At 65.2% G+C, this 22589-nt stretch carries 20 protein-coding genes; 9 read left to right on the top strand and 11 right to left on the bottom strand.

All coding sequences use genetic code 11. The features are described from left to right. Positions 1–4 precede the first annotated feature (4 nt). Positions 5–679 carry a response regulator transcription factor gene (locus Q0P60_RS08155; protein ID WP_294990857.1) on the bottom strand — a complete coding sequence of 225 codons (675 nt, stop codon included), beginning with the start codon at positions 677–679 and terminating at the stop codon, positions 5–7. A gap of 129 nt (positions 680–808) precedes the next feature. On the opposite strand from Q0P60_RS08155, the gene Q0P60_RS08150 reads away from it, so the two are divergent. Further along, a complete protein-coding gene (locus tag Q0P60_RS08150) occupies positions 809–2458 on the top strand; it encodes a fatty acid--CoA ligase (protein ID WP_294990855.1) in 1650 nt (549 codons plus the stop codon). Here Q0P60_RS08150 and Q0P60_RS08145 read toward each other — a convergent pair. The 5 genes from Q0P60_RS08145 to Q0P60_RS08125 all read right to left on the bottom strand — a co-directional run bounded on the left by Q0P60_RS08145 (position 2448) and on the right by Q0P60_RS08125 (position 11452). Then, positions 2448–3590 carry a hypothetical protein gene (locus tag Q0P60_RS08145; RefSeq protein ID WP_294990853.1) on the bottom strand — a complete coding sequence of 381 codons (1143 nt, stop codon included), beginning with the start codon at positions 3588–3590 and terminating at the stop codon, positions 2448–2450. The two genes, Q0P60_RS08150 and Q0P60_RS08145, sit on opposite strands and share 11 nt — an antisense overlap. A gap of 37 nt (positions 3591–3627) precedes the next feature. Beyond that, positions 3628–4596 carry a hypothetical protein gene (locus tag Q0P60_RS08140; RefSeq protein WP_294990851.1) on the bottom strand — a complete coding sequence of 323 codons (969 nt, stop codon included), beginning with the start codon at positions 4594–4596 and terminating at the stop codon, positions 3628–3630. A gap of 191 nt (positions 4597–4787) precedes the next feature. Beyond that, on the bottom strand, positions 4788–5543 hold the full coding sequence (locus tag Q0P60_RS08135) for a hypothetical protein (protein WP_294990848.1): 756 nt from the start codon (positions 5541–5543) through the stop codon (positions 4788–4790). A gap of 15 nt (positions 5544–5558) precedes the next feature. Next, entirely contained in the window at positions 5559–9536 is a 3978-nt protein-coding gene (locus Q0P60_RS08130; protein WP_294990845.1) for a hypothetical protein, read from the bottom strand. 341 nt (positions 9537–9877) lie between these two features. Next, a complete protein-coding gene (locus Q0P60_RS08125; protein ID WP_294990842.1) occupies positions 9878–11452 on the bottom strand; it encodes a CocE/NonD family hydrolase in 1575 nt (524 codons plus the stop codon). Between the two features lie 337 nt (positions 11453–11789). Between Q0P60_RS08125 and Q0P60_RS08120 the strand changes: the two genes are divergently transcribed. The 3 genes from Q0P60_RS08120 (at position 11790) to Q0P60_RS08110 (ending at position 14171) form a co-directional block, all read left to right on the top strand. Beyond that, entirely contained in the window at positions 11790–12716 is a 927-nt protein-coding gene (locus tag Q0P60_RS08120) for a hypothetical protein (RefSeq protein WP_294990839.1), read from the top strand. Continuing rightward, on the top strand, positions 12713–13102 hold the full coding sequence (locus Q0P60_RS08115; RefSeq protein WP_294990836.1) for a hypothetical protein: 390 nt from the start codon (positions 12713–12715) through the stop codon (positions 13100–13102). The genes Q0P60_RS08120 and Q0P60_RS08115 overlap by 4 nt, the downstream gene beginning before the upstream one ends. A gap of 328 nt (positions 13103–13430) precedes the next feature. Beyond that, complete coding sequence (locus Q0P60_RS08110; protein ID WP_294990833.1) at positions 13431–14171, top strand: DNA/RNA non-specific endonuclease; 741 nt, start codon at positions 13431–13433, stop codon at positions 14169–14171. Between the two features lie 77 nt (positions 14172–14248). Here the strand turns inward: Q0P60_RS08110 and Q0P60_RS08105 are convergent, their stop codons facing one another. Beyond that, positions 14249–15286: an NAD(P)-dependent alcohol dehydrogenase gene (locus Q0P60_RS08105; protein WP_294990830.1), complete on the bottom strand. Its 1038-nt coding sequence runs from the start codon at positions 15284–15286 to the stop codon at positions 14249–14251. A gap of 156 nt (positions 15287–15442) precedes the next feature. Between Q0P60_RS08105 and Q0P60_RS08100 the strand changes: the two genes are divergently transcribed. After that, the gene (locus tag Q0P60_RS08100; RefSeq protein ID WP_294990827.1) at positions 15443–16333 is read left to right on the top strand and encodes a LysR family transcriptional regulator; all 891 of its coding nucleotides are present in this window, start codon (positions 15443–15445) and stop codon (positions 16331–16333) included. Positions 16334–16366: 33 nt separating this feature from the next. After that, positions 16367–17062 carry an HAD family phosphatase gene (locus Q0P60_RS08095; protein WP_294990825.1) on the top strand — a complete coding sequence of 232 codons (696 nt, stop codon included), beginning with the start codon at positions 16367–16369 and terminating at the stop codon, positions 17060–17062. Positions 17063–17069: 7 nt separating this feature from the next. On the opposite strand, the gene Q0P60_RS08090 is transcribed toward Q0P60_RS08095, so the two are convergent. The 4 genes from Q0P60_RS08090 to Q0P60_RS08075 form a co-directional block, all read right to left on the bottom strand. Further along, positions 17070–17300 (bottom strand): hypothetical protein, encoded by a 231-nt coding sequence (locus Q0P60_RS08090; RefSeq protein ID WP_294990823.1) that lies wholly within the window; start codon positions 17298–17300, stop codon positions 17070–17072. Next, a complete protein-coding gene (locus Q0P60_RS08085; RefSeq protein ID WP_294990820.1) occupies positions 17297–17722 on the bottom strand; it encodes a VOC family protein in 426 nt (141 codons plus the stop codon). The genes Q0P60_RS08090 and Q0P60_RS08085 overlap by 4 nt, the downstream gene beginning before the upstream one ends. A 10-nt stretch (positions 17723–17732) precedes the next feature. Beyond that, a complete protein-coding gene (locus tag Q0P60_RS08080) occupies positions 17733–18197 on the bottom strand; it encodes a helix-turn-helix transcriptional regulator (protein ID WP_294990817.1) in 465 nt (154 codons plus the stop codon). A gap of 68 nt (positions 18198–18265) precedes the next feature. After that, entirely contained in the window at positions 18266–19621 is a 1356-nt protein-coding gene (locus tag Q0P60_RS08075) for a sigma-54 dependent transcriptional regulator (protein WP_294990814.1), read from the bottom strand. Positions 19622–20016: 395 nt separating this feature from the next. Between Q0P60_RS08075 and Q0P60_RS08070 the strand changes: the two genes are divergently transcribed. From Q0P60_RS08070 to Q0P60_RS08060, 3 genes are read left to right on the top strand one after another with little or no spacing between them, the layout of a single operon-like run. After that, positions 20017–20547 carry a hypothetical protein gene (locus Q0P60_RS08070; protein ID WP_294990811.1) on the top strand — a complete coding sequence of 177 codons (531 nt, stop codon included), beginning with the start codon at positions 20017–20019 and terminating at the stop codon, positions 20545–20547. Between the two features lie 44 nt (positions 20548–20591). After that, positions 20592–21161, top strand: a complete 570-nt coding sequence (locus Q0P60_RS08065) for a hypothetical protein (RefSeq protein ID WP_294991341.1) — start codon at positions 20592–20594, stop codon at positions 21159–21161. A 43-nt stretch (positions 21162–21204) separates the two neighbouring features. After that, the gene (locus Q0P60_RS08060) at positions 21205–22521 is read left to right on the top strand and encodes an adhesin (RefSeq protein ID WP_294990808.1); all 1317 of its coding nucleotides are present in this window, start codon (positions 21205–21207) and stop codon (positions 22519–22521) included. The last annotated feature ends 68 nt before the right edge of the window (positions 22522–22589 follow it).

The raw sequence follows: 22589 nt of genomic DNA, 5'->3' as shown, positions 1-22589 counted from the left end.
CCGCTCAGGGGCCAGAGGCCTCTTCGATCTGCCGCGAAGGATCGGCCAGGCCCATTTCGTGCAGCACGCGGATCGCCTGTGCACGATTGCGTACGCCCAACCGTTCCATGATGCGGGTCATGTGCGCCTTCACCGTGCGCAGCTGGACCCCCAGCCGGTCGGCGATCTGCTTGTTGAGCAGGCCTTCCGCCACCAGCCCCAGCACCTTGTACTGGTGCGCGGACAGGCTCGCCAGTCGCGCCGCCAGATCGGCGTCCCTGCTGAACGGCGCCAGCCGTGCCACCGGCTCCCGCAGCACGGCGGGGATCCAGCGTTCGCCTTCCAGCACCGACTGCAACGCCGATTGCAGCTCGCTCAGTCCCGAACTCTTCGGCAGATAGCCGGCCGCGCCGAGATCGATGGCACGCCGGATCACCTGCGGTTCTTCATTGGCCGAAACGATGATGATCGCCAGCCCCGGCTGCGCTGCACGGATCGTGGCCAGGCCAGCCAAGCCGTGATTCCCCGGCATGTGCAGGTCCAACAGCATCAGGTCGGTCGCCTGGCTCTCGAGCGTTTCAAGCACGCTGTCCAGCGAGTCGGCTTCGCTGATCTGCAGGTCGGCGACAGCCTCCTCCGCCGCGCGATGCAGTGCCGCGCGGAACAACGGGTGGTCATCGGCGATGAGCAGGGTCGGCATGTCATGGCGAGAGTAGCAAATCGTCCGCAGTCGGGCAGGCGTACCTAGGTACGCTGGTGCCAGGCGGACGTACCGCTAGTGTGGTGGCATGAAGGGCGGCGACCCACGCTACGCCCACGAGGACACCCGATGTCACCTGCCGACGCCACCGACAGTTCCGCCTATCCCCTGCTGATCAAGCAGCTGCTGCTCACACCGCTGGCGGTGTGCCCCGGGCAGGAGATCGTCTACGGCGACACGGTCCGTCATGACTACCGCACGCTGCAGGACCGGATTGGCCAGCTGGCGGGCCTGCTGACCTCACTGGGCGTCGGCTACGGCGACACGGTGGCGGTGATGGACTGGGACAGTCATCGTTATCTGGAAGCCTATTTCGCGGTGCCGATGATTGGCGCGGTGTTGATGATGGTGAACGTGCGCTTGGCACCCGAACAGATTGCCTACACGCTGAACCACAGTGGCGCACGGGTGATGCTGGCCAACCGCGAGTTCCTGCCGGTACTCGAAGGCATCGAAGCGCAGCTTCCGGACCTGCACACGCGCGTCCTGCTGGACGATGCCGGCGGTCCGTTGCCGGCTGGATTCGTGACCGAGTACGAAACGGGACTGCGTACCGCGACGCCGACCGGGCATTTCCCCGATTTTGACGAGAACACCCGCGCCACGGTGTTCTATACCACCGGAACCACGGGACGGCCCAAGGGCGTCTATTTCAGCCACCGGCAACTGGTGCTGCACTCGCTGGCGGGGATGGCCGCCCTCGGCAGCGCGCCCCGCCAGGGCCGACTGCATCGCGGCGATGTCTACATGCCGATCACCCCGATGTTCCATGTGCACGCCTGGGGGCTGCCCTACGTTGCCACGCTGATGGGCCTCAAGCAGGTCTATCCCGGCCGTTACCAGCCGGCGCAGCTGCTGGCGTTGATCGCGCGCGAGAAGGTGACCTTCTCGCATTGCGTGCCGACCATCCTGCACATGCTGCTGGAGCATCCTGCCGCCGAGGAAACCGATCTGCGCGACTGGAAGGTGATCATCGGCGGCGCGGCGCTGCCACGGGCGCTGGCGCAACGCGCGTTGGCGCGCGGCATCGACATCTTCGGCGGCTATGGCATGTCCGAGACCTGCCCGTTGCTGACCCTCGCCCAGATCGATGTGGACGCACTGGACGACCCGGACCAGGTGGTGTCATTGCGCACCAAGGCCGGCATCCCGGTGCCGCTGGTGGACCTGCGCATCGTCGACCCGGACCTGCAGGATGTCGCCCATGATGGCATCGCCACCGGCGAAGTCGTTGCGCGCGCGCCCTGGCTTACCGAGGGCTACCTGCACGACCCGGAGGCATCCAGGGCATTGTGGGCGGGCGGCTATCTGCATACCGGGGATATCGGCAACATCGACGGTGGCGGCTACCTGCGGGTGACCGACCGCATCAAGGATGTGATCAAGACCGGCGGCGAATGGATCTCATCGCTGGCACTGGAAGACATCATCGCGCTGCACCCGGCGGTCAGCGAGGTCGCCGTGATCGGCATCGCCGACGAGAAATGGGGCGAACGGCCGCTGCCGCTGGTGGTCCGGCAGGCCGGCAGTGAGGTCAGCGAAGCGGAGATCATCGAGTTGATTGCCGCACGCAGCCGCTCAGGGGATATCTCGCGCTATGCGATCCCCGAGCGGGTCATCTTCGTCGAATCGATCGAGCGCACCAGCGTGGGCAAGATCAACAAGAAGAAGCTGCGGGGCCTGCATGATCCGGCGGTGGCGTCCCTCGTCAGAGAGTAAGGTCGGATTTCGCGGAGTGCCGCCCATAGCCCTCAAGTGGTTTGACTTCCGCCCTCAAACTCAGGTCGTGGCCATCCAGAGCATGTTCCAGCTGCGGTGAATGCCCCGGGCCGCGGAGATCAACAACGGCGACAGTGCCCACGCAGTCTGTGACCATTATGCAGGCGTCCGCGGCAGCCGATGCATCCAGCCAATCGTCGGTACTGTCTTCCTTTGTCAGCCAATTCATCAACAGATCGCGCAGTTGGTCCTGGGTGGGGACCAGGCACTGGGCTCTACTGCTGTACTTCTCCCCAGCCTTGGCCTTCTCTGCCGCTTCCGGAAGGGGCCCAAGGGTGGCACTCGCCACCGGGGCGTAGGTCACGGGCAGGCCTGTCTCTTCGGGCCATAGAACATAGTTGACGCTCACCGCCGCGTCGGGCTGGAATGAACTGCGCAGCCGGAGCGCGAGGATGACCAGTTTCGTGAGCTGCCAGGCAACACCCCGCTGTGCCGCATCAAGCTCTGAGATCGTATCGGTATCCATCCGCTTCCCAGACTTCAGCATCTCCAGATACTTCTCAAGTTGCTTGTCGGCAGTCTGCTTGCGTTCTCTCAGCGCCGCTTTGTCCAAAACGTTGGCAGGCGTCGGCACCTCATCCGCATTGGATTCCATTTCACGCTTCCAGTTTCCATCCCGTTTCACATTGATGGTCGACCCGATCCCACGCTTTGCCTGGAATACCGCAAGGCGATAGCGCTCCTCCTGTCCCGGCGCTGGCACCAGCAGCGCGAAATCGCTGCCCAACACGCTCTCGGCTGTGCGGCTGGAATGCAGCCAGCGAAGGCCCAGCCCCCCAGCAGAGGCTTCGCTGAGCCCCAGGATGCAGCTCGCGTGGCGGATGCTCGAACCCAGGTGCCCGAGGAACAGGCTGGTGAGTGCCTCCTCATCCAGGCCCTTGGCAACGGAAAGTGTATTGAAATCGTCGAACGCACTGCAGATCGCGAGCGTCGGCAGTACATCGCGGCCCTGCGCAGCCACGCCTTCTGCGCCTTGCCGGATCAATTCCATAATCTGGTCATAGCTGATGGCAGGACCCTCAGATGAACTGGTTCCGATTACGCCTGACGAATTGTTCTTTCCTGGCTGCATTACAAGTACTCCATGGTGATCAACGCAAGCACAGCGCTCAACGGCCTGGCAGGATGGCCCGATAGTCCTTCCATCCGATCACGCTGCAGAACACTTCCGCAATTGCCGCCTCGCACGTCTCCATGTCTTTGAACAGACTGGCCAACGTCCGAGCCTCCCCGGTGTTTCCGTATGAGTAGGCACCTAGAATGGCCCGTGCAACGGCGGTGGTGTGGGAGCGTTTGGCCTGGATCGCATTGCAGAATTTCCGGCGGGGGTTATTCAGCGACTCCATAACCTCATTGAGTGCGGTGGCATAAGCCAGGTTCGGCTTCGGCTTTCCAGTCTCGGAGAAGACAAAGCTATGAGCGTAGGCCTGGAGTGAAACCCGACTTGCCGCGCAGCGTGCGACAAACCGTGAACCACCGAAGTCCTGGCTTTTACCTAGATAGTCGCAACTTGAAGGATCCTGACTGGAAGCGGAGCACCAGGTCGAATGATGCTTTACAAAGCTGATGGACTTGACGTGACTCATTTCAAGCGCCCCCTCCACCATGAACTCAAGCGTGAACTTGCTGTTGAAGTAGTTCGCCTTTCCGCTACTGTCCCGAAACCATGGCCCCCCAGCATCCGAGGGATCGTACTTCTTCAGCTTGCGACCACGGTCCCGGTCCGTTATCAGTATTCGTGGCGCGGCCGGACTGTAGCTATCAATGCACTCCACCCAGTAGGCCTGCCGGTCTTTGATGATCGCCTCGAAATCGAAGTCAAAGCGGATGTTGCCATAGCGATATCCCAGCGTGGACCAGTCGTTCGGCGAAGCCCAGCTGACAAGAATCCGCTTCCTGTTCAATTTCGACTTGTCGAACACCAACCCAGGTCGAACTTTGCCCAGCTTGATGATCTCGATCGCCGCATCCACGTGACAGGTGTGGCTGATGGTCTGAAAAGGGGTTCGCTCATTCTGGAACTGGGCCTTCGCATCGGGCGCCGCCACACGATACGCGGCCCAAGGCTTCTCACTCACGTCGTTCGTCCCTGCAACTGAAGAGTTGACAAGGATAGCTGATCGGTTCGTGGCAACTCTCCAGGCGATCAATCTTCCTCAGGGCTCCAGCAGCCACGCTTCCAGCGCAGACGTATCACGCATGTCCCCCGCATACCGCCGATCAGGCACGTGCGGTGCATTCGAGCCGCGCGCCCGGCCGCGATAGACCTTCATCGGCACCGAAATCCTGGCCAGCCCGCTAGGTAGCCGTTGTGGCCGGACATCCATGTAGAGGCTGTCGGCCGAGGTCTCGACGCCTGCCTGGGTGGCGCCCAGCCGCTTCCACAGATCCAGTGCGTCCAGGCACGCCGAGCCACAGGCAGCATCGGTCCAGCCATCCGAAAAACGCAGATGCGCGGCGTGGGCAGGAACGGATTGGCCTGTTCCAGCAGCACCTCGCCGCCGGTCTGGATACGGCTGGCCTGCAGGTTCCAGCGTCCATTGAAATCACCTGCCCGGCGTGCGGCAAGCCGCTGTGCATCCACGCCATCGCAGGACAGCAATCGAGCCCCCAAGGGTGGATGGCGCGGGTCACCGTCCACGCTCATGACCACCTGTGCATCGCCGTCGAAGCCGGTCAGGAAGCCCGGCCATTGCGTCGGCAGTTCGGGGGCGCCGGCAAACGCATTGAGGCTGACATGGCCATCATTGAATGAGGCCGTATAGCCCTTCATGGCCCACCAGTAGCCAGCGAAGCTGTTGACTCGGGCCGCGCGTGAGCGCGCCAGGGCCAACGCATCATCGAGCTGCGCAACGAAACCGCGGTTGTGCCGGTCAACGACGCCTGGATGGCTGCCACGCAGGGCTGCGTCGGCCGCATCCAGGTCCTTCAACAGCGTGCTCGACCAGTCCTTCGGCGAGCCCCGCGCGTCGGGGGGGCTGCAAGCAGTGCGGCAATCAACAGTGCCGCGACGATCAAGGTTCACCTCCCCGCTCCCGCATCAAACGATGCCAGCTTCTCGATGCTGATCCACGGTCAACGCATCCTTCTCCAGGATCTGCCCATTGAACCCTTTCTCAGAACGCCTGGTAATCTTCACCTTCTGCCTTGATCCGAGCGGGAACAGCACCTCCCATGTTCCTCGATCAGAGGGGAGCATGCTGGCCATGATCAAGACTGAGATCGGCCCGCTCCTGCAGAAAATGCCATAGCTCATGAAGCCGGATATTCTGCACTCGAGTACGTCCCCAACCTGGGGCAACTCATTCGCCGCACCTGCCCGGCGGACAAGGATGCGATCAAGCGACCGCATGGAACTGGTCACCACCCCCCGTATCGACTGTCGAGGGTGCAGGCCTGATTCCGGTGGGATCAAGAATCCACGCAAGCCGCCTGGTAGTTCCACTACAGGCCTGTCGCCGCCTGCCACAACTACCACATCCAATTCCTCGCCGCTTTCAAACCAGCGATCGGCATTATCCCAGGCGGGAGCCTCCCTGCGGCTGCGAATACATCTGACCAGGTCCTGCAGCACCGGCGGCGAAGCCTCAATATCGAATGAGGCAAGGAACATATCTGCCCTGAACAACCAGCCCGCGTTTGGATGGGAAAGAACCCTTTGCATCAGCTCTCGAACCAGACCAAGAAGTGCAGGTTCTGCGGGCCAGGCCGCCAGCGCTTTGACAACAATGAACGGCCAAGCTCCATGATGCTCGTTTCCAATGCACCACGCTCGCGTTGCATCGAGAACGCCAGGCGCCGCAGACAGGCCACTGTCAAGCATCGCCTCAAGCGCGTGACTCGCCGGCCCCGGTGCCAGCTGGGACAACGCGGGTAGCCAGCGAACCACCAGAGCGTCAGAGCGTACGAGGTCAGCAGGAGAAAGGTGCTCGCGATGTCCAAGAACCCGCTTGAGAATCGGCAGTGCAGCCTCTGGACTATCGACACCATCAATTGCATCTAGGCCAGCGCTCAACAGTGACTGCAGGCTCCACCCTTCAGGAAGTTCTTGATGCCGTCCAACGAGAATTTCCCAGACATAGCCCCATGATTCCCTGTGCTTTGAACTCATCAGCCACTGACAACCCAACCGGATCAACTGACGTTCATTGCAGTCTTCAAGCAATGCCTGCGGTGCGTTCATAAGCCGCTGCCAGATGTACGACCACCCGTCCTGCTCTTCTCGAGCAGCCAGCCACGCCGCGCCAACCTCGACCAAGCGTTGCTCACTCCAGTCTTCAGGCAGTGCGTCCAGGCGAGTCATCAGAATCTGCCACACAGACGCCCATTGAATTTCTTCCTCTCTCCCTATCAGCCATTCACAACCCAGCGAAAGCAGACGCGTCTCGCTCCAATCGTGCGGTAGCATTCCGGCGTCAACAAGCAATAGCTCCCATACATACTTCCACTGCTCCCGGCCTTCACGTCCGGAAAGCCAGTCACAGCCGAGCCTGAGCAGACGCTGCTTGCTCCATCCCTCCGGCAAGGCATGCCCTCGAGCCAGCAGAATTTCCCACATGTATTTCCACGGAGCCCTGTCCTCACGTCCGGCGAGCCAATCGCAGCCAAGCGCGATCAGTCGTTGCTCACTCCAGGCCTGTGGCAGCGCGTCGGTCTGAGCAAGCAGCAACTGCCATACATGTGCCCACTGATCCTCCCTGGCACCTCTGGTCAGCCATTCGCAGCCTTGCGCGACAAGACCACTCACGTTGTACCCATCTGGTGGCGTGAGAAGAGCCTCCTGCCACGCATAGGCCCAATGACTGCCACGCTCATGCGGCAAAGCATGCGACAGCAGGTTCACAAACGGCCGCTGGTCAGCTCTGGGAGCATGGCGCAGCGTCTTCCAGACAAAGTGCCAGTCAGCTCTATGGCCTTGTGCGCTGAGCCACTCGAATGCGCTCGCTTCCAGTGCGTCGCGCTGCCCGCCCTCGGCGTAGTGCCAAGCATCCTCCCATACGTGAGACCAGCTGGCACTCGCCAAGCGAGCACTGGCGGCCAGACGTTGCACCACCCAGTTCACAAGCAGCGCATGCCCTGGCGAACACCTCCAAAGACGCCGCCACCAGAGGGGCCACTTGTCCAGCGCGTGGGTCTGCCCCTCTGCGCAGTCAATGTCCTGCAAGGCCTCCACAATCAGTCCGTCGATCGAAGTGCCCAGGCATGAGCGGGCCGCCGGCCAGCACACCAAACTCACGCGCATGCTTGCCCGGGTTCCCACGTCAATGCCGTCCGGGCATGCCTGCCAGGCTCGGACACAGAGCTGCGCGAGGTACTTGTCGTCGACCGCCCGCATGCGCTCGGCCCTGGCCTGGCCTCCATCGTTGGAGAAGGTAATCAGCAGCCGCTGAGCCAGCGCATCATGGCCCTCACGCAGAGCACGCTGGAACGCGTCCCCAAGGTCCTCTGCGAACAAGCGCGCCTTTGCGGTCTGCAGTAGATGGGGGTAGATCGCGTCGCTCAGATGGGGATGCGTCAAGCGCAACCAGTCCTGTCCGGCATCGCCCGCATCCAATACAAAGTCACCGTCGGAATTGATGTCTTCCAGATGCTCCCGATCTTCTGAACCCAGCCATGCGGCTGGTGCTCTCATGTAGAGCCGATTGACAGCCAGGCATTGGCGCATGCGCCGAACGAAATCGCTGCCATGGCGCTTAAGCCGGATCGCGAACCGTTGTCCAAACTGTGACATGTCGCCGTTGGCAAGCTCGGTCGCGACCGACACGAACAAGCCCTGCCCTTTTGCACTTTGAGACAGTGCCATACCAGACCAGCGACCCGCTGCGACAGCCGGTCCATCAGCGCCGATGCGCAATGCAGCCCACTGCATGAACGTCTCTGTATCAGTGCGATCCAGCAGCGGCACTTCACGCTTCTGCATGGAGAAGCCCTGGAGCCTGCTCTGCTCGTTGAAGTCGTCCGCAAACTCCGTCGGGCCGCACGTCAGCAGGACGGGCCAACGACGCAACCCCTGTTCATCAATCAGGTTGCTGATGCGGGCAAGATCAATCTTGTCCTGCGCATCCGGGTCGAAAACATCGTCCACCGCAAGAAAGTCGGGCGCAGCAGACGCATCACCCCGCGCGATCTGGATCAGGGCAGGTTCCAGTTCTTCCGGCTTGAGCCACAGCACGCCGTACCCGGACATCACCAGCTCACTTACGACGTTGAGCAGAATGACGCTTTTTCCCGCCCCTGAGCGGCCGGCCAACCAGTACACACTCAGCTCCGCCGCCTCGGCGTGCATTCCTTGCGCATGCAGCGCCAGAGCCTCGCTCACCGCATCACTGACCAGTTCTGGGCGCGGCATGTACTGCCCGCGACGCCAGCGATCCCAGGTAATGCGCCTGCCGACTTCCAGATGCCGCGCAACCTGATCCGTCACGCATACATCGGCAATGTCCAGTCGCTGGCCGTACCGGGGAACATGGATCCGACCCTGTTGGTAACGTTCGGCGAGCACTTCCCAGCAGGCAGCTGCGTCTCCCGCCACAACCTGCCGTTGCATGATTCGGTCCAGCGCGAATCGCAGGTATCCGAATGGGTCGGAATGGCTGTTCCAGATCGTGGAAAGGATCTGCCATCGTGGATTGGGGGCTTGCTGGGGCGAGCGAAGTCGCCCTTCCGCCTGCAGCTGTTTCAGCAGCGTTGAATGAGGCGAGGCCGAAGGCAATCGCCTCCAGTCGAGCGCGATCTCGTGGTACTGGCACACCACGCCGTAATGAGGTTTCAGCGGTTGAGGTTGCGCCGCGTCCACCCCTTCGATTGCAGCGATTTCGTCAGCTGCGCTGTCCAGTGCAGCACTGGTCAGGGTGCGCTTGACTTGCAGCAGAACCAGCGAACCATCGCGGTCCTGCTCGGCCACATCCGAAAGCGCTTCAACGAAGACCCTGCCAGATTCGGCAAAATCTTCTGAAGCGACCAGGCAGGACACTGCCCGCGAGATGGCCACCTCTGCCTGAAATGCGAAGCCCGCCATCGCATAGAGGCCGCCGTTCGCTCGACGGGGGTGCGTCTGGGAATAAATGCCAAGCAGGACGGCGACTGCATCGGACGCCGCGCTCACGGAGTCCATCCGGCAATCGGGCTGGCACACGGCCCCAATCCTTGGTCAACACGGTTTCCAGCCATCGAATGCCCCCCTGGCCTCGATTGATAGCCCCATATTAGTACCTGATCAGGCTATCTACTGCCAGTCGAGCGCGGCCGCACCGCCAGCGTGGACTTACCGGAGTGGCCGACCCGTAGGCATCGCTGGGCATTCCACCTGTGCGCGGCCGTCGATCGACATGGCTGCGATCGACGGCACACCCAGCGGCTTCAATGCAGCGGAACCTTCAGCACCGACGGCGCGCCGGCCGGCGAACTGAACGTCACCGCGCCACCGAGCTGGCTGATGCCCGCATAGCGCAGGTCCACCGTATCCACGACCAGGGTCAGGCGACTGCCGGCCGGAAGGTTCCAGCTGCTGGCCTCCAGCCGCAGGTCGAGGGTCTTCGGCTGACCCGGCGTAGCCCCCCGCAGCGTGTACGGCTTGTGGCTGATCAGCTGTCCGTTGCCCAGCACATCCTCGGCATACAGGTAGGCATACAGCGTGGTGTTGGCGCGGCTCGGCGTCACCGTCACCCGCACTTCGGGTGCGCCATCCAGCCGCCGTGCGCTCCAGTAGACCGGGCCCTGCCAGACACCGGCAGCGTTGCGGCCGATGAACGGCACATAGGCGCCCGGCGGCAGGTTGATCATCTGCAGCGCACCGGATGCCATCGCCACACCGGAGTTGGCGGCGGTCAGCAGGCCGCTGCCGATCCGGTAGTTCCAGCCGGTGGTGCCACCGTTCTCGGCCAGGCCGCCGGTCGGCAACAGCAGTCCACCCGGTGCGGTCAATCCATAGCTGACCGCACCGGCGTTGGTCGCCTGCCAGTCCGCGTAGCGGCTCCAGTTGCCCTTCTGCGATTTCAGCTGCACCGCCGGCTGGCCTGCAATGCCGTTGCTCGCGCCCTTCAGGTAGTGATCGAACCACGCGCCCACCTGGTCGTAGACCTCGTTGGGAATGCCCAGTGCACCGAAGGCTTCGTTGAGCGCATGGTCACCGTGGCGCAGCTGCAGCTGCTTGGGACCTTTCAGGCGGTTGAAGAAGTCCACCAGCTGGCCCGGCGGGAACAGGCTGTCGTTGAAGGCGTTGGCCAGGAACACGGCGGGCCGGTTGGCGTTGATCTCATCGAGGCTGGCCGCCGGGCTGCGCTGCGCCGCGACCGGAAGCAGCGAGTCCACCGCACCCTGGTAGTTGCCGAGCAGCACATTGCGATTGATCGTGGCCAGTTCCGCGCCGGGGCGCCCGGTGGCAAGGCCGGCCGCCACCAGCAGGGCGATGCCCTGCGCGCTCGGGGTCTCGTTGCTGTACAGCGAGGCCTGCAGGTCGGCCCAGCCGCTGAGCGCGGCCACGGCCTTGATGCGCGGGTCGCGTGCCGCCGCCAGCAGGCTGGTGCCTGCGCCGTAGGAAATGCCGGAGACGCCGATCCGGGCCGGATCGGCACGGGTATTGTCCAGCGCCCAGTCAATCAATGCACTGACATCCTCGACCGTGGCCGGGCCGGCGATGTCGATGCTGCCGCCGGATTCCCAGAACCCGCGCGAGCTGTAGCTGATCACCACATAGCCACGGCGCGCCAGCGCCTGTGCCACTCCCACGTACTCCACGCTCGGCACTGCCCAGCTGCTGGGCATCACCAGCAGCGGGTAACGCCCACTGCCGGCATCCTGCGGCTCGATGACAAAGGCTCCAAGCGGCGTGCCGTCCCAACTGGGAATGGTGCGATGGGTGGTCTTGACCGTGGCCGCCCAGGCGGTGGGCGCCAGCCCGGTCAGCAGGATCAACAGCAGCAGTACCTTGCGCATCGTCGTCTCTCCCCGTCGTTGGTGGTGCAACGGGCTGGACCGTACCAGTGCGAATGGTGGCTGACACCTTGCGACGCAGCATCGCCGGGCAAGGGTCCGCCCTCAATGCGAATGCGACGTGCTATCATTCAGCAACGTCAAGAACGTCCCAGCCATCGCCAGCGGACTCGCTCCAGAGTGCTGCCCGATGTAGAACACCCGCTCGTTCACTGCCTGCCATGTGCAGCGCTGCGCCCGCGCCCACTCCTGGCCCGGGTGCCTCATCCCCCCTCTTTTCAGCGTAGTCGCGACCCCGCGGCCACCTGCGCTTTCATGGACATTGGAGCCAAAGGAACCCGTGCAATCCGGAAACCCGTCACTACCCGGCCGCGCCCTCCCCGCTGCGTCGGCCATTCTCGCCATCGCGCTCGCGCTTTCGCTGGGCGCCTGTGGATCTGAAGCCGACCGGCTTCCCGCGCCCTCTCCCTCAATCACCGATGCGGCATCGGAACCCCTGTCCGCCGCCGCGATCCGGCAGGGTGCTCCGTTACCCGCCACCGGCAATTCCGCGCTTGATCGCTACAACCACACCGATCGACTTCGCCCGCTCATCGCGGATCTCGAATACCTGTCCAGCAGCGGCGATGGCAGCGCCAGCCTGGCCCTGAGCCGGGTCTACAGCGAATGCAGCGGCGCGATCGACGCCACGCTGCTCAGCGCCGCGGAGATTCCGCGCGAACGCCTCAGTGCGCTCGCGCGCAGCAGCGGATGGCTGAAGCAGCGCTGTGACGGCGTCGCCCTCACCGCCCCCGAAGCCATCGCAAGGCAGCGTCACTACCGCGATCTTGCCGCCGAACAGGGCAGTCTGGTGGCCCAGATCGAAAAGACCGTGCTTTCGGGAGCGCTTGTGCTGCCCGACAGGAACTTCTCCGTCGAGGATCACCGCACCTTGGTCGACGCGGTGCTGATGCAGGACGACGGCGAAGCCTACGTCGCCCTCGCCGGCCTGATGGGTGACACCGCCGCCAGCCGCACCCGGCAGATGCAGCCATTCAAGGTCGGCACGCAGGTGGATGAAGTCGCCTGGATCCTTGCCGGTTGCCAGAAAGGCGTGCCCTGTGGTGCCGACTCCGCGCTGCTGAACCGCATGTGCGGCCAGGCCGGCATGTGCGGCTATGGATCGGTCGAGGACACCTACGCCAACGGCGTACTCACCCACGAAGAAATGAGCGAGGCGCGCAGCCGCGCCTCTACGATCATCGCAATGTCAAGGAAGATGAAGTGAACGTATCTGTTGCAAGAAAGTGGTTGCTGGTCGCGCTGATGGTTCCGGTGACCGTCATGGCCGCCAAGGGCATGGGCAAGGTGATCAACGCCGCTGATCGTATCTACAAGGACCTGTCCAACGTGGTTGATGCCAGCATCGGCGCCGACCTCGGGATCCGCCAGGCCGCCATGTTCCAGATGGTCGGTGCCTATCGCCTGTCGCATGGCCTTGCTTCGGTGAAGCGCGGCGAGACCATCACCTTCATCTGGCCGGACGGCTCCGCCGAGAAGGGCCTGGCCGCCGATCCGTTCCTGACCACCGGCATCGAGCCGATTGCAGGCACGCAGATGACCAAGAAGCAGATGTCCCTGCGCTGCGGCTCCTGCCACAACCAGTACAAGTGAACATCAGGGCGCGGCCTGCTGCGGCGGGCCGCGCCCTGCAAAGGAGCGCACTCCCTGCAGCGCCCTAGCACGCGCGCGTGTCAGCCACGCGCCGCGTGATCTGACAGATCTCCAGTGCTTGCGGACGGTCACAGCTTCGACGTTTCGTCGTTGACCGAATAGCGACAGCTTGTGACGCTAACGACACCGCAGGGCCTGCACGGCCCCGATCACGCGGCCACGTCCCACCGCAATCCGCAGCACCCCTCTCCGCAACGTCTTCGCACGCCCCGCTCCGGCGCGGTCGTGGCGGACGGCTGCGCCCTGAATCTTCTGCTGGAGATCCGCCATGCGCCTTGCAAGCTTCTTCTTCGCGTTCCTTCTCAGTGCCTTCGCCGGTGCTGCCCAGGCCCAGGTCGTCACCCTCAACAAGGGCGGCTTCGTGCTGACCTACGACTGCAGCCTGCACAGCACGACCCGTTACGAGTACACGCTCAACGCCGATACCGGTTCGGAGCCGCGTCCGTCCAGCTTCTACAAGGACCCGGACCTGCCGGCCGGCTGCCTCGGCCAGAGCAGCACCGCGTCCTACGCCAGCATCAAGTCCGGCTATGACCGTGGCCACCTGGTGACCTCCAACCACATGGACTACAACGCGACGTACATCCGCCGCGCCAACTACATGACCAACATCGTGCCGCAGGTCTCCAGCTTCAACCAGGGCATCTGGGTGAAGGCCGAGAACGTGGCCGAGTGCTACCGCGACATCGCGCCGGTCGACGTCTACGGTGGCGTGGTCTACGGCGACGCCTCGAACGACTACTTCCTGGCCAGCCACGGCATTCCGACACCCGAGTTCTTCTGGAAGACCATCATCACCCGCGACCCGAACACCGGCACCGCCAAGGCCATCAGCTGGATCATCCCCAACGAAGCCAACCTCGGCAGCCTGGACAATTACCTGGTGACCATCGCCGACCTGGAAGAGCTGCTGGGCGCCAGCTACGTCGCCATCAATGCACCGGCCTCGCTGAAGAACATGCTGCCGGCCACCACCTGGCCGCAGCCTGCAGGGTGTGACCTGGGCTGACCAGGCCCAGCGTCCGCGCGGTCGTTGTACCGGCCGCGCGGGCGTGCTTCACCCCGATGCCGGCCGGGCAGGCAAGCTCAGGACGCGTCCACCTGCACCACCACCTTGCCGAACGGCCCCTGCTGCAGCCTTGCGAATGCGGCCGGCACGTCGGCAAATGGAAACACCGCGTCGATGACGGGCTGCAGGCGTTCACGCTGGATGAAGGCATTCATCGCCTCGAAGGCACGGCGATGCCCCACCGAAACACCGGTCAGCGTCGCGCGGCGCAGCATCAGCGGAACAGCCGGCATGCGCAGCTCGGTCTCCTGCAGGAAGCCGATCTGCAGAATGTGCCCGCCGACAGCGAGTGCCGCCACGCTCTGGGCGAGGTTGTCTCCGCCCAGCAGTTCAAGCACGTGATCCACACCCTGCCCCGCGGTCAACTCCATCGCACGCGCGCCCCAGTCCGGGTATTGCCCGGTGTTGATGGTGGCCCATGCGCCCAACTGCTCAACGCGCGCGAGCTTGCTGTCGCTGCGCGAGGTTGCGATCACCCGCGCCCCGAGCGCCTGCGCGAACTGCAGCGCGAACAACGAGACGCCCCCCGTGCCCTGCACAAGCACCGTCTGGCCGGCGCGCACCTGCCCGGCCTCCACCAGGGCAAACCAGGCGGTGAGTGCCGCGACCGGCAGCGTGCAGGCCTGTTCGTCCGACAACGAGGGCGGCGTGGCAACGGCGACGTCTTCGTCAAGCACCACATATCCGGCCAGCATGCCCGGCAGCGGGCCGCCGAGCGAGAGCCCGTGCTGCAGCATCTCGAGGGGAGGAGCGCCATCCAGCCACTGCGTCCAGAAGTTGCCCATCACCCGCTGGCCGACATCGAAGCGGCACGCGCCCGGTCCGGTTTCGACAACCACCCCCGCCATGTCCGAAGCCGGCACGAAGGGGCGCGGCAAGGCGCCCGGCAGCAGGCCACCGTTGATCACCAGGGCATCGCGGTAGTTGAGTGAAACGGCCCCAACCTTGACCAGCAGCTGCCCCGGACCCGGGCGGGGAATGAGGCGCTGCACGGGGTGCAGGTGGGCCAGGCCGGGAGCATCCAGCTCCCAGGAATTCATGGTCGACGCAGGCATGGTGTTCGGCTCGATGGCGCGCGAAAGTGCGCCGGGAAAGTCTATTGACGAATGTGCATACGCAGTTCCGGGAAATCATCGCTAGACTGTCTCCTTGAATTCTCCAATCGAAGCACCATGACCAGCTACAGCGCGGCCCGCCTGCAGGGCATCAGCGTGTTCGTCCAGGCGGTGGATGCCGGCAGCTTCACCGCAGCCGGGCTGCGCATGGGCCTGAGCAAATCGGCGGTGGGCAAGAGCGTGGCCACCCTGGAACAGCGCCTGGGCGCGCGCCTGCTGGACCGGACCACGCGCAGATTGGCGCTCACCGTTGAAGGTGCCGAGTTCTACCAGGTGTGCCAGCGCATCCTTGCGGAACTGGACGAAGCCGAGTCCAACGCGGCCGCACGGCGCCAGGAGGTGTCCGGCCTGCTGCGGGTCAGTCTTCCGGTCGCCTTTGGGCAACGCTGGGTGATGCCGGTGCTTGCCGACCTGGTACAACGCCATTCCCGCTTGCAACTGGATGTCAGCTTCACCGATCGCAGAGTGGATCTGCTCGAAGAGAACGTCGACCTGGCCATCCGGCTGGGGCCTTTGCCGGACAGCAGCTCGCTCTCCGCGCGCGCCCTTGGCTGCCAGCATTCGGTGATCTGCGCCTCACCGGCCTATCTGGCGGCACGAGGCGTGCCTGCCAGTCTCGCCGACCTTGCCGCTCACGACTGCATCACCTTCGGCAGGCAAGGGCATGCCCTCCCCTGGACGGTGCCCGATGCGTGCGGCCGGCCGGTCAAGCACCTCATCGAAGGGCGGCACCGGATCAGCGATGGTGAGGCGTTGCGGACAGCCCTGCTGGCCGGCCTTGGCCTGGCAGAGGCGACCACCTGGCTGGTCGGGGACGAGCTGCGCAGCGGAGCGCTGGTTCCGGTATTGACTCCAGAGCCACTTGCCAGCGGGCCGCTGCACGCACTGTGGCCGGCCACCCGTGATCTGGCCCCCAAGGTGCGCGTGGCAGTGGATGCCCTGGTGACCACGTTTCTTCCAACGCCACCGTGGGAAAATACCCGCTGATTAGTCTCGTACTGTTGTAGCAAGGAGCTGTTGATGTCCCGTTTTCCTTTCGATGCCGTGCTGTTCGACTGCGATGGCGTGCTGGTCGATTCCGAGCCGCTGGTGGCCCGCGTGCTCTCGGAAATGCTGACCGAACGTGGCTGGCCGTTGACCCCGGCACAGGCCGGCGAGGTCTTCCTCGGCCAGTCGGTGGCCCATCTGGCCGGATTGATCGAAGAGCGCACCGGCAAACCGTTCACCGAGGAATGGCTGGAAGACTTCCGCCAGCAGCGCAACGTGGCACTGGAGCGTGACCTCGAAGCGATCCAGGGGGCGCCCGAGGCCGTTCGTGCGATCGCCCTGGCCACCCACGGCAGGATTGCCTGCGCCTCGGGTGCCGACCTGCACAAGGTGAAGCTGCAGCTGGGCAAGGTCGGCATCCTCGATGCCTTCCAGGGCCATGTATTCAGCGGCCAGGACATGCCAAACACCAAGCCGCATCCGGACGTCTACCTGGCGGCGGCCGCAGCGCTGGGCGTAGACCCCCGGCGCTGCGCGGTGATCGAGGATACCGTGACCGGCGCGACCGCCGGGGTGGCGGCGGGTGCCACCGTGTTCGGCTTCAGCGAGGGCGGCCCGCACCACAGCACGCCGGAAGCCCTGCGCGCTGCCGGCGCGCAGGTGATCTTCCAGCGCATGCAGGACCTTCCGGCCCTGCTTGCCGCCTATACGGCCGACGCTGTCGCCTGAAGCCGGGTCACCCCGCAGCGCCCGCAACGGCGCTGCGGCGCCTGCCGGCGTAGTGCAGCGCGAACAGATACAGCCCGGTGAACAGCTGCAGGAACAGGGGCGGCAGTGGCGAATAGGTGATCCACGCAGCGGGCTCGCCCTGCCCCATAGCGCGCGCCACGAAATTGACGATCACCGCCAGGGTGAACACGATCGAGGTCCAGCGGTGGACCGGACGCGCCCAGTGGCCGCGATTCATGCGCGCCGCCTCGCCTCGGAACGGGCCTCGATCATCTTCCAGCCATTGCCCGACGGGTCACGGAATCCGGCATCGATGGCACCGAACCGCTCGATCGGTTCCTGGGTGAACTCGACCCCTTTCGCCTGCCATTCCAGGTAGCGCGCCCGGCAATCCTCCACCGCCAGCACCAGCGGCGGCATCGCGCCCTTGGCCACCAGCTGCTGCAGCGCCTGCGCCGTGGCCGCATCATGGGTCGGCGGACCGGGCACGAACAGGCCCAGTTGCAGCCCCTCCTGTGCAGGGCTGCGCACGGTCAGCCAGCGGTAGCTGCCATTGCGCACGTCAGTGTGCACCTCGAAACCCAGTGCATCGACGTAGAACGCCAGCGCTTCATCCTGGTCGCGCACATACAGCCCGACCGTATTCACCGTATTCGTCATGGGACCTCCTTCAGGTGGGGTCTACGTTAGCTGCCACAGCGCGGCGGCGCTTCTCCAAAACTGCGATGTTGAGATCCGGGCGCAGGGCCGCCCGCGCATGGCACTCGGGCACCGGCCCTGGCACCGCCGCATGCCCGGCGCGCTCGCGCTCGCGCACGTTGCCCGGGCTGTCGCCGGTGATGTCTCGGAAGATCCGCCCGAAGGTACCCAGGCTGGCCCATCCGGTCTGTGCGGCAATGTCGGTGACCGGCAGGTCGGTTTCACGAAGCAGTGCCACCGCGCGCTCGATGCGGCGACTCAGCAGATAGCGGTGCGGCGGCAGCCCGAAGGCCTGCTTGAACGAGCGTGCGAAGTGCGCGGCGGACACCGCGCTGACCGCAGCCAGGCGGGCCACCGGCCACGCCTCGTGGCTGGCGCGGTCCATCGCGTCCTTGGCGCGCAGCAGGCGGCGCAGCAGTTCGGGGCTCTGGTTCATCGCGCGCGTCGCGGTCCAAGGGGCGTTGGCCCAAGCGTGGGTGGCCCCGGGCGGCGCGTCAACCCGGCTCAGCGCTGCGCCGGCAGCTGCAACCGGTGCTTGCGGCACAGCCGGTACACCGTCACCCGCGAGATCTGCATCTGCCGCGCGCACTCGGATACGTTGTAGCCGGTCTGACGCAGCGTCTGCAGCAGCACATCGCGCTCGGCCTGGCCGCGGGCGTCGTGCAGCATCGCCCCGGCCGGCGCTGTCTGCGGGGCCCCCAGTTCGAGGTCGCGCTCACTGATCAGCTCGCCTTCGGCCATGATCGCCGCCCGCTGCACGCGGTTCAGCAGTTCACGGACGTTGCCCGGCCAGTCGAAGCGGCGCATGGCCTGCAGCGCCGCTGGCGAGAATCCGCGCGCACGAACGCTGTGGCGGCGGCGGAAGCAGCCCAGGAAATGTTCGGCCAGCAGCTGCACGTCGGCGCCGCGTTCGCGCAGCGGTGGCATCGGCACGCGCAGCACGTTGAGCCGGTAGTACAGATCGCTGCGGAAGCGCCCCTGTGCCACCGCATGCTCCAGTTCGACGTGGGTGGCAGCGAGCACGCGCACGTCGGCGCGCAGCGGCTGGCTGCTACCGACGCGCTCGAAGGTGCCTTCCTGCAGCACCCGCAGCAGCGTGGTCTGCGCTTCGGGGGGCAGGTCGCCCACTTCATCGAGGAAGACAGTGCCACCGTGTGCGGATTCGAACACGCCGATCTGGCGCTTGTCCGCACCGGTGAACGATCCGCGCTCGTGGCCGAACAGCTCCGACTGCACCAGGTTGGCCGGGATCGCGCCACAGTTGACCGCGAAGAACGGCTTGCCTGCGCGTCCCGACAGCGCGTGCAGTGCGTGCGCGGCCAGTTCCTTGCCGGTGCCGGTTTCGCCGGTGACCAGGACCGGCAGTTCGACCGGGGCGAACTTGTGAAGCACCGTGCGCACCGCATGCAGGGCCGGGCTCTCGCCGATCAACGCGCGAGGCCCTTGCCCGGCGCACGCCTCGTCGGCAGGAGGATCATCGGCATCGAACTGCCGGCGCATCGCAACCACCAGGTCCTGCAGGCCGAACGGCAGCGTGAACCGTGCCAGGCAGCGCTGCAGCAGTGGCGACCAGGCCGCCGGTGTCGGCCCCGCACCCGGTGGCAGTACCGCCAGCCAGGGCAGGTGCTGGTGCTGTTCGATCCACGGCGCTAGCAGCTGCAATGCTGCTGCATCGAGGTGGCGCAGATCGAGCACGGCGAGCAATCGATCACGGCCGCGCAGGCCGATCGCCATCGCCGGATCGGGTTGGATGCTGCGCACGTACCAGCCTGCGGCCGCCAGCGCACTGCGCTCGCTCGCCGCCGGTTCGCCGAACCACAGCACGCACCGTGATGTAGAAGCCTCCGGGACCGCCGCCATGCTTCCCCCAGCATCCGGACACCGACGGCGGGCCTTGTTCCCGTCACCGGCGTGCCGCCCTCCGCCGGGACTTCCACGGCCACCGCGGCGGCCTTTGCTGGGCGGATCCTAGCGCTGCGATAAACGCTGGTGCAATGAGCAGCGCGTCAAGAAAACCGTTGCTGAAGTGGCACCGTTGCAGTGCGCGCCTGCCCCTGTAACAGCAATGCAACAGTCGGCCGGGCGCCTTGCCCTGCGGCGCCTGCCGCTTCGGAATCCCAACAATTTCCCAACGCTGCTGTAACACCCGGGCAGCAGCGCGCCGCCCTGCCCCGGGCGCCGGCACCGGCAGACGGGCCTCCGCGGGTTGGCACGGTTGATGCGTAGTTCCGCCGCACCCATCGCGGGAGAACGGCATGGACGGCTCCACCCTGATTCGCGGCCTAGCGGTATCACCGGCACTGGCCCTGCTGGTCGTTACCCTGGGCGCATCCGCCTCCGGCGCGCGCCAGGGGGTGAAGGCGCAACCGGGCGAAATCGTCCTGTTGCGCGATGTGTCCGCGCGCCCGGCGTACCGCATGGCGCCTCCCGGCGTGGCCCTGATTGCCGATCCGAAACCGCAGCGCGAAATCGCCGCCGCCCTCGGCGCGGGTACCACCGCGAACGGGATGGATGAGCTGAGTGACGAGGATTACGCCGGCATGGGCGCGGGTCGCGCGACCACGCTGGCGGCCCCCGGAGGCACCACGGTCGAGCGCGTGACACAGCAGGTGCTGGGCGGCACGCTGGGTCGCAACGGTGACGGCATGACCGGCGGCGCCCTTGGCGCGGCGCTGGGCGGACCCCTCGGTGCAGTCGGCAACAGCACCCGCGGCATCGGCGATACCGTGCGCGGCGCACTGGCGCAGTTCCCATTGCAGGGCCCGGCCCCGGCAGGTGGCAAGTGAAGCGGTGGCGCTGGCTGTTGCTGGCGCTCAGTGCCGCGCCGGTGATGGTGCTTGCCGATGACTACAGCGGCATGCTGGCCTATCTCGACGTGGCAAGGATCGACGGCCAGGCGCTTGCCGGCGCGAACGGCGCCATCGCCGTCAACCAGGCGGCTGGTGATCTCAACCTGCAGGCCAATCTGCGTGGTATCGCCCACGGCGAACGCGCGGATGTGGCGATCAACACGCAACAACTGCAAGCGGCAAACCACGTGCGCTCGCTGCCGATGGAGGCGTCCGCGCACATCGGCGGTGACGCGCTGGCCGGCGCCAGCGGCATTGCTTCGATCAACCAGGCCAGCGGCATCGCCAACACGACGCTCAACGTCGTCAGCGCGACGCTGGCCAGACAGGGCATACGCGAAACCGACGACACGGCCCTGGCCGCCGAAGGTTCCGCGTTGGCAGGGGGGCGGGACGGCGCCGGTCGCGGCGTTGCGACCGGCACCCGCAGCGCCGGTGTAGCCAGCACCGCGCTGCGTGGGTTCGACGGGGTCCTGCAACTCAATCAGATCGCGGGCAGCGGCAATGACACGGCCAACGTACTCGGCCTGGTCGTGCAGGACCGCCCGTGACAACCACCCAACCGATGCACCACCTGATGAGAGAGAGGGCACCATGAAAGCGACCGTCAAACGGACCATGCTCGCCATGGCGATTGCCACTGCCTCGACCGCCGCTGCGGCCAATGGCTGGGACAACCAGAACGCCAACGCGAACATCAACCACAACCACACCGTCAGCGAAACCCGCAACGACACCCACAACCACACCGACAACGACGTACGCAACCGCACCGTCACCGCCAACGTGCAGAAGCACAGCACCATCCAGGCCGACGAACGCAAGGAAAAGAACAACCACGGCGTGGATGTGAACCTGGAAAAGGACCTGCGCCTGAGCACCGATGTCCGGTTCTCGGGTGACCCGACGATCAGCGGTGACATCGACCTCGACTCGGCGGCGATCGCGGTGATCGACAACCGGCAGTCGATCAGCAACAACGCCACCAGCAACAGCCTGGTCACCAACCGTGCCTCCATCGGTGACAGCGTGGGCGCCGGTGCATCCGGCAACCTGGGCTTCAACGTGGTATCCGGCGACAACAACGCGCAGGACAACGCCGCCTCGCTGTCGGCAGCCGATGCCTCCTTCAGCTTCGGCATGGCCGATGCCGAGGTGTTCGTCAACCAGGCCGGATTCGGCAACGTCACCCAGAACTCGGGTGTGACCAATGCGGCCAGTCTCGGTGGCAATGCCTTCGGCGGCGCCTCGGGCAACATCGGCGTGAACATCGCGTCGGGCAACAACAACGAGCAGAAGAACGCGCTCGCCGCCTCGGTGGCGACCACGGCAGTGGCGCAGTCGAGCATCAGCTCCAACCAGGTGTCCACCGGCAACACGGTCAGCAACGCCGGCTTTGTGAAGTCCTACACCGACACCGTGCAGGTCGGCATGCGTGGCAGCGTCAGTGGCCTGACCCTGGGCTATGGCGCCGGCACCTACCGTGGCACCGGCAATGCCTACCAGATGGCCAATTACTACCTGGATACCTGGAACGGCGCACTGCCGCATCCGGGTGGCAACAGCACTGGCCACATCGACCTGGACAACGAGATCCAGAACGCCACGATGAACCCCAACCGGCCGGGGGTGGGCGGCCTGGGCTTCGATACGCGTGAGAGTGGCACCAGCCAGTTCGTCGAACTGGGCGTGGCGGATCTGTACGCCAGCCTCAGCGGCACGGTCAGCACCACGCGCTGGGTCAATGTCGATGCCACCAACACCTCGGCATTGTCGGGCAGCGCCTTCTCCGGCGCCTCCGGCAACATCGGCGTGAACGTGGCCTCGGGTACCGGCAACCTGCAGGCCAACAGCCTGGCCCTGGCAGTCGCCCAGCCCAGCACCGGCGGTGGTGGCGGCAGCGGCGAGTAAGCGCAACACCCCGGCCGTCCGCCAATGGCCGGGTTCCCGGGAGCCCCTGTTCCTCCTCCCCCTTGGGA

Source organism: uncultured Stenotrophomonas sp. (genome assembly GCF_945952405.1).
In the GTDB taxonomy this organism is placed as follows: Bacteria; Pseudomonadota; Gammaproteobacteria; order Xanthomonadales; family Xanthomonadaceae; genus Stenotrophomonas.
The sequence above is the reverse complement of the archived record's forward strand: the minus strand, read 5'-3'. Positions and strand labels throughout refer to the sequence as shown.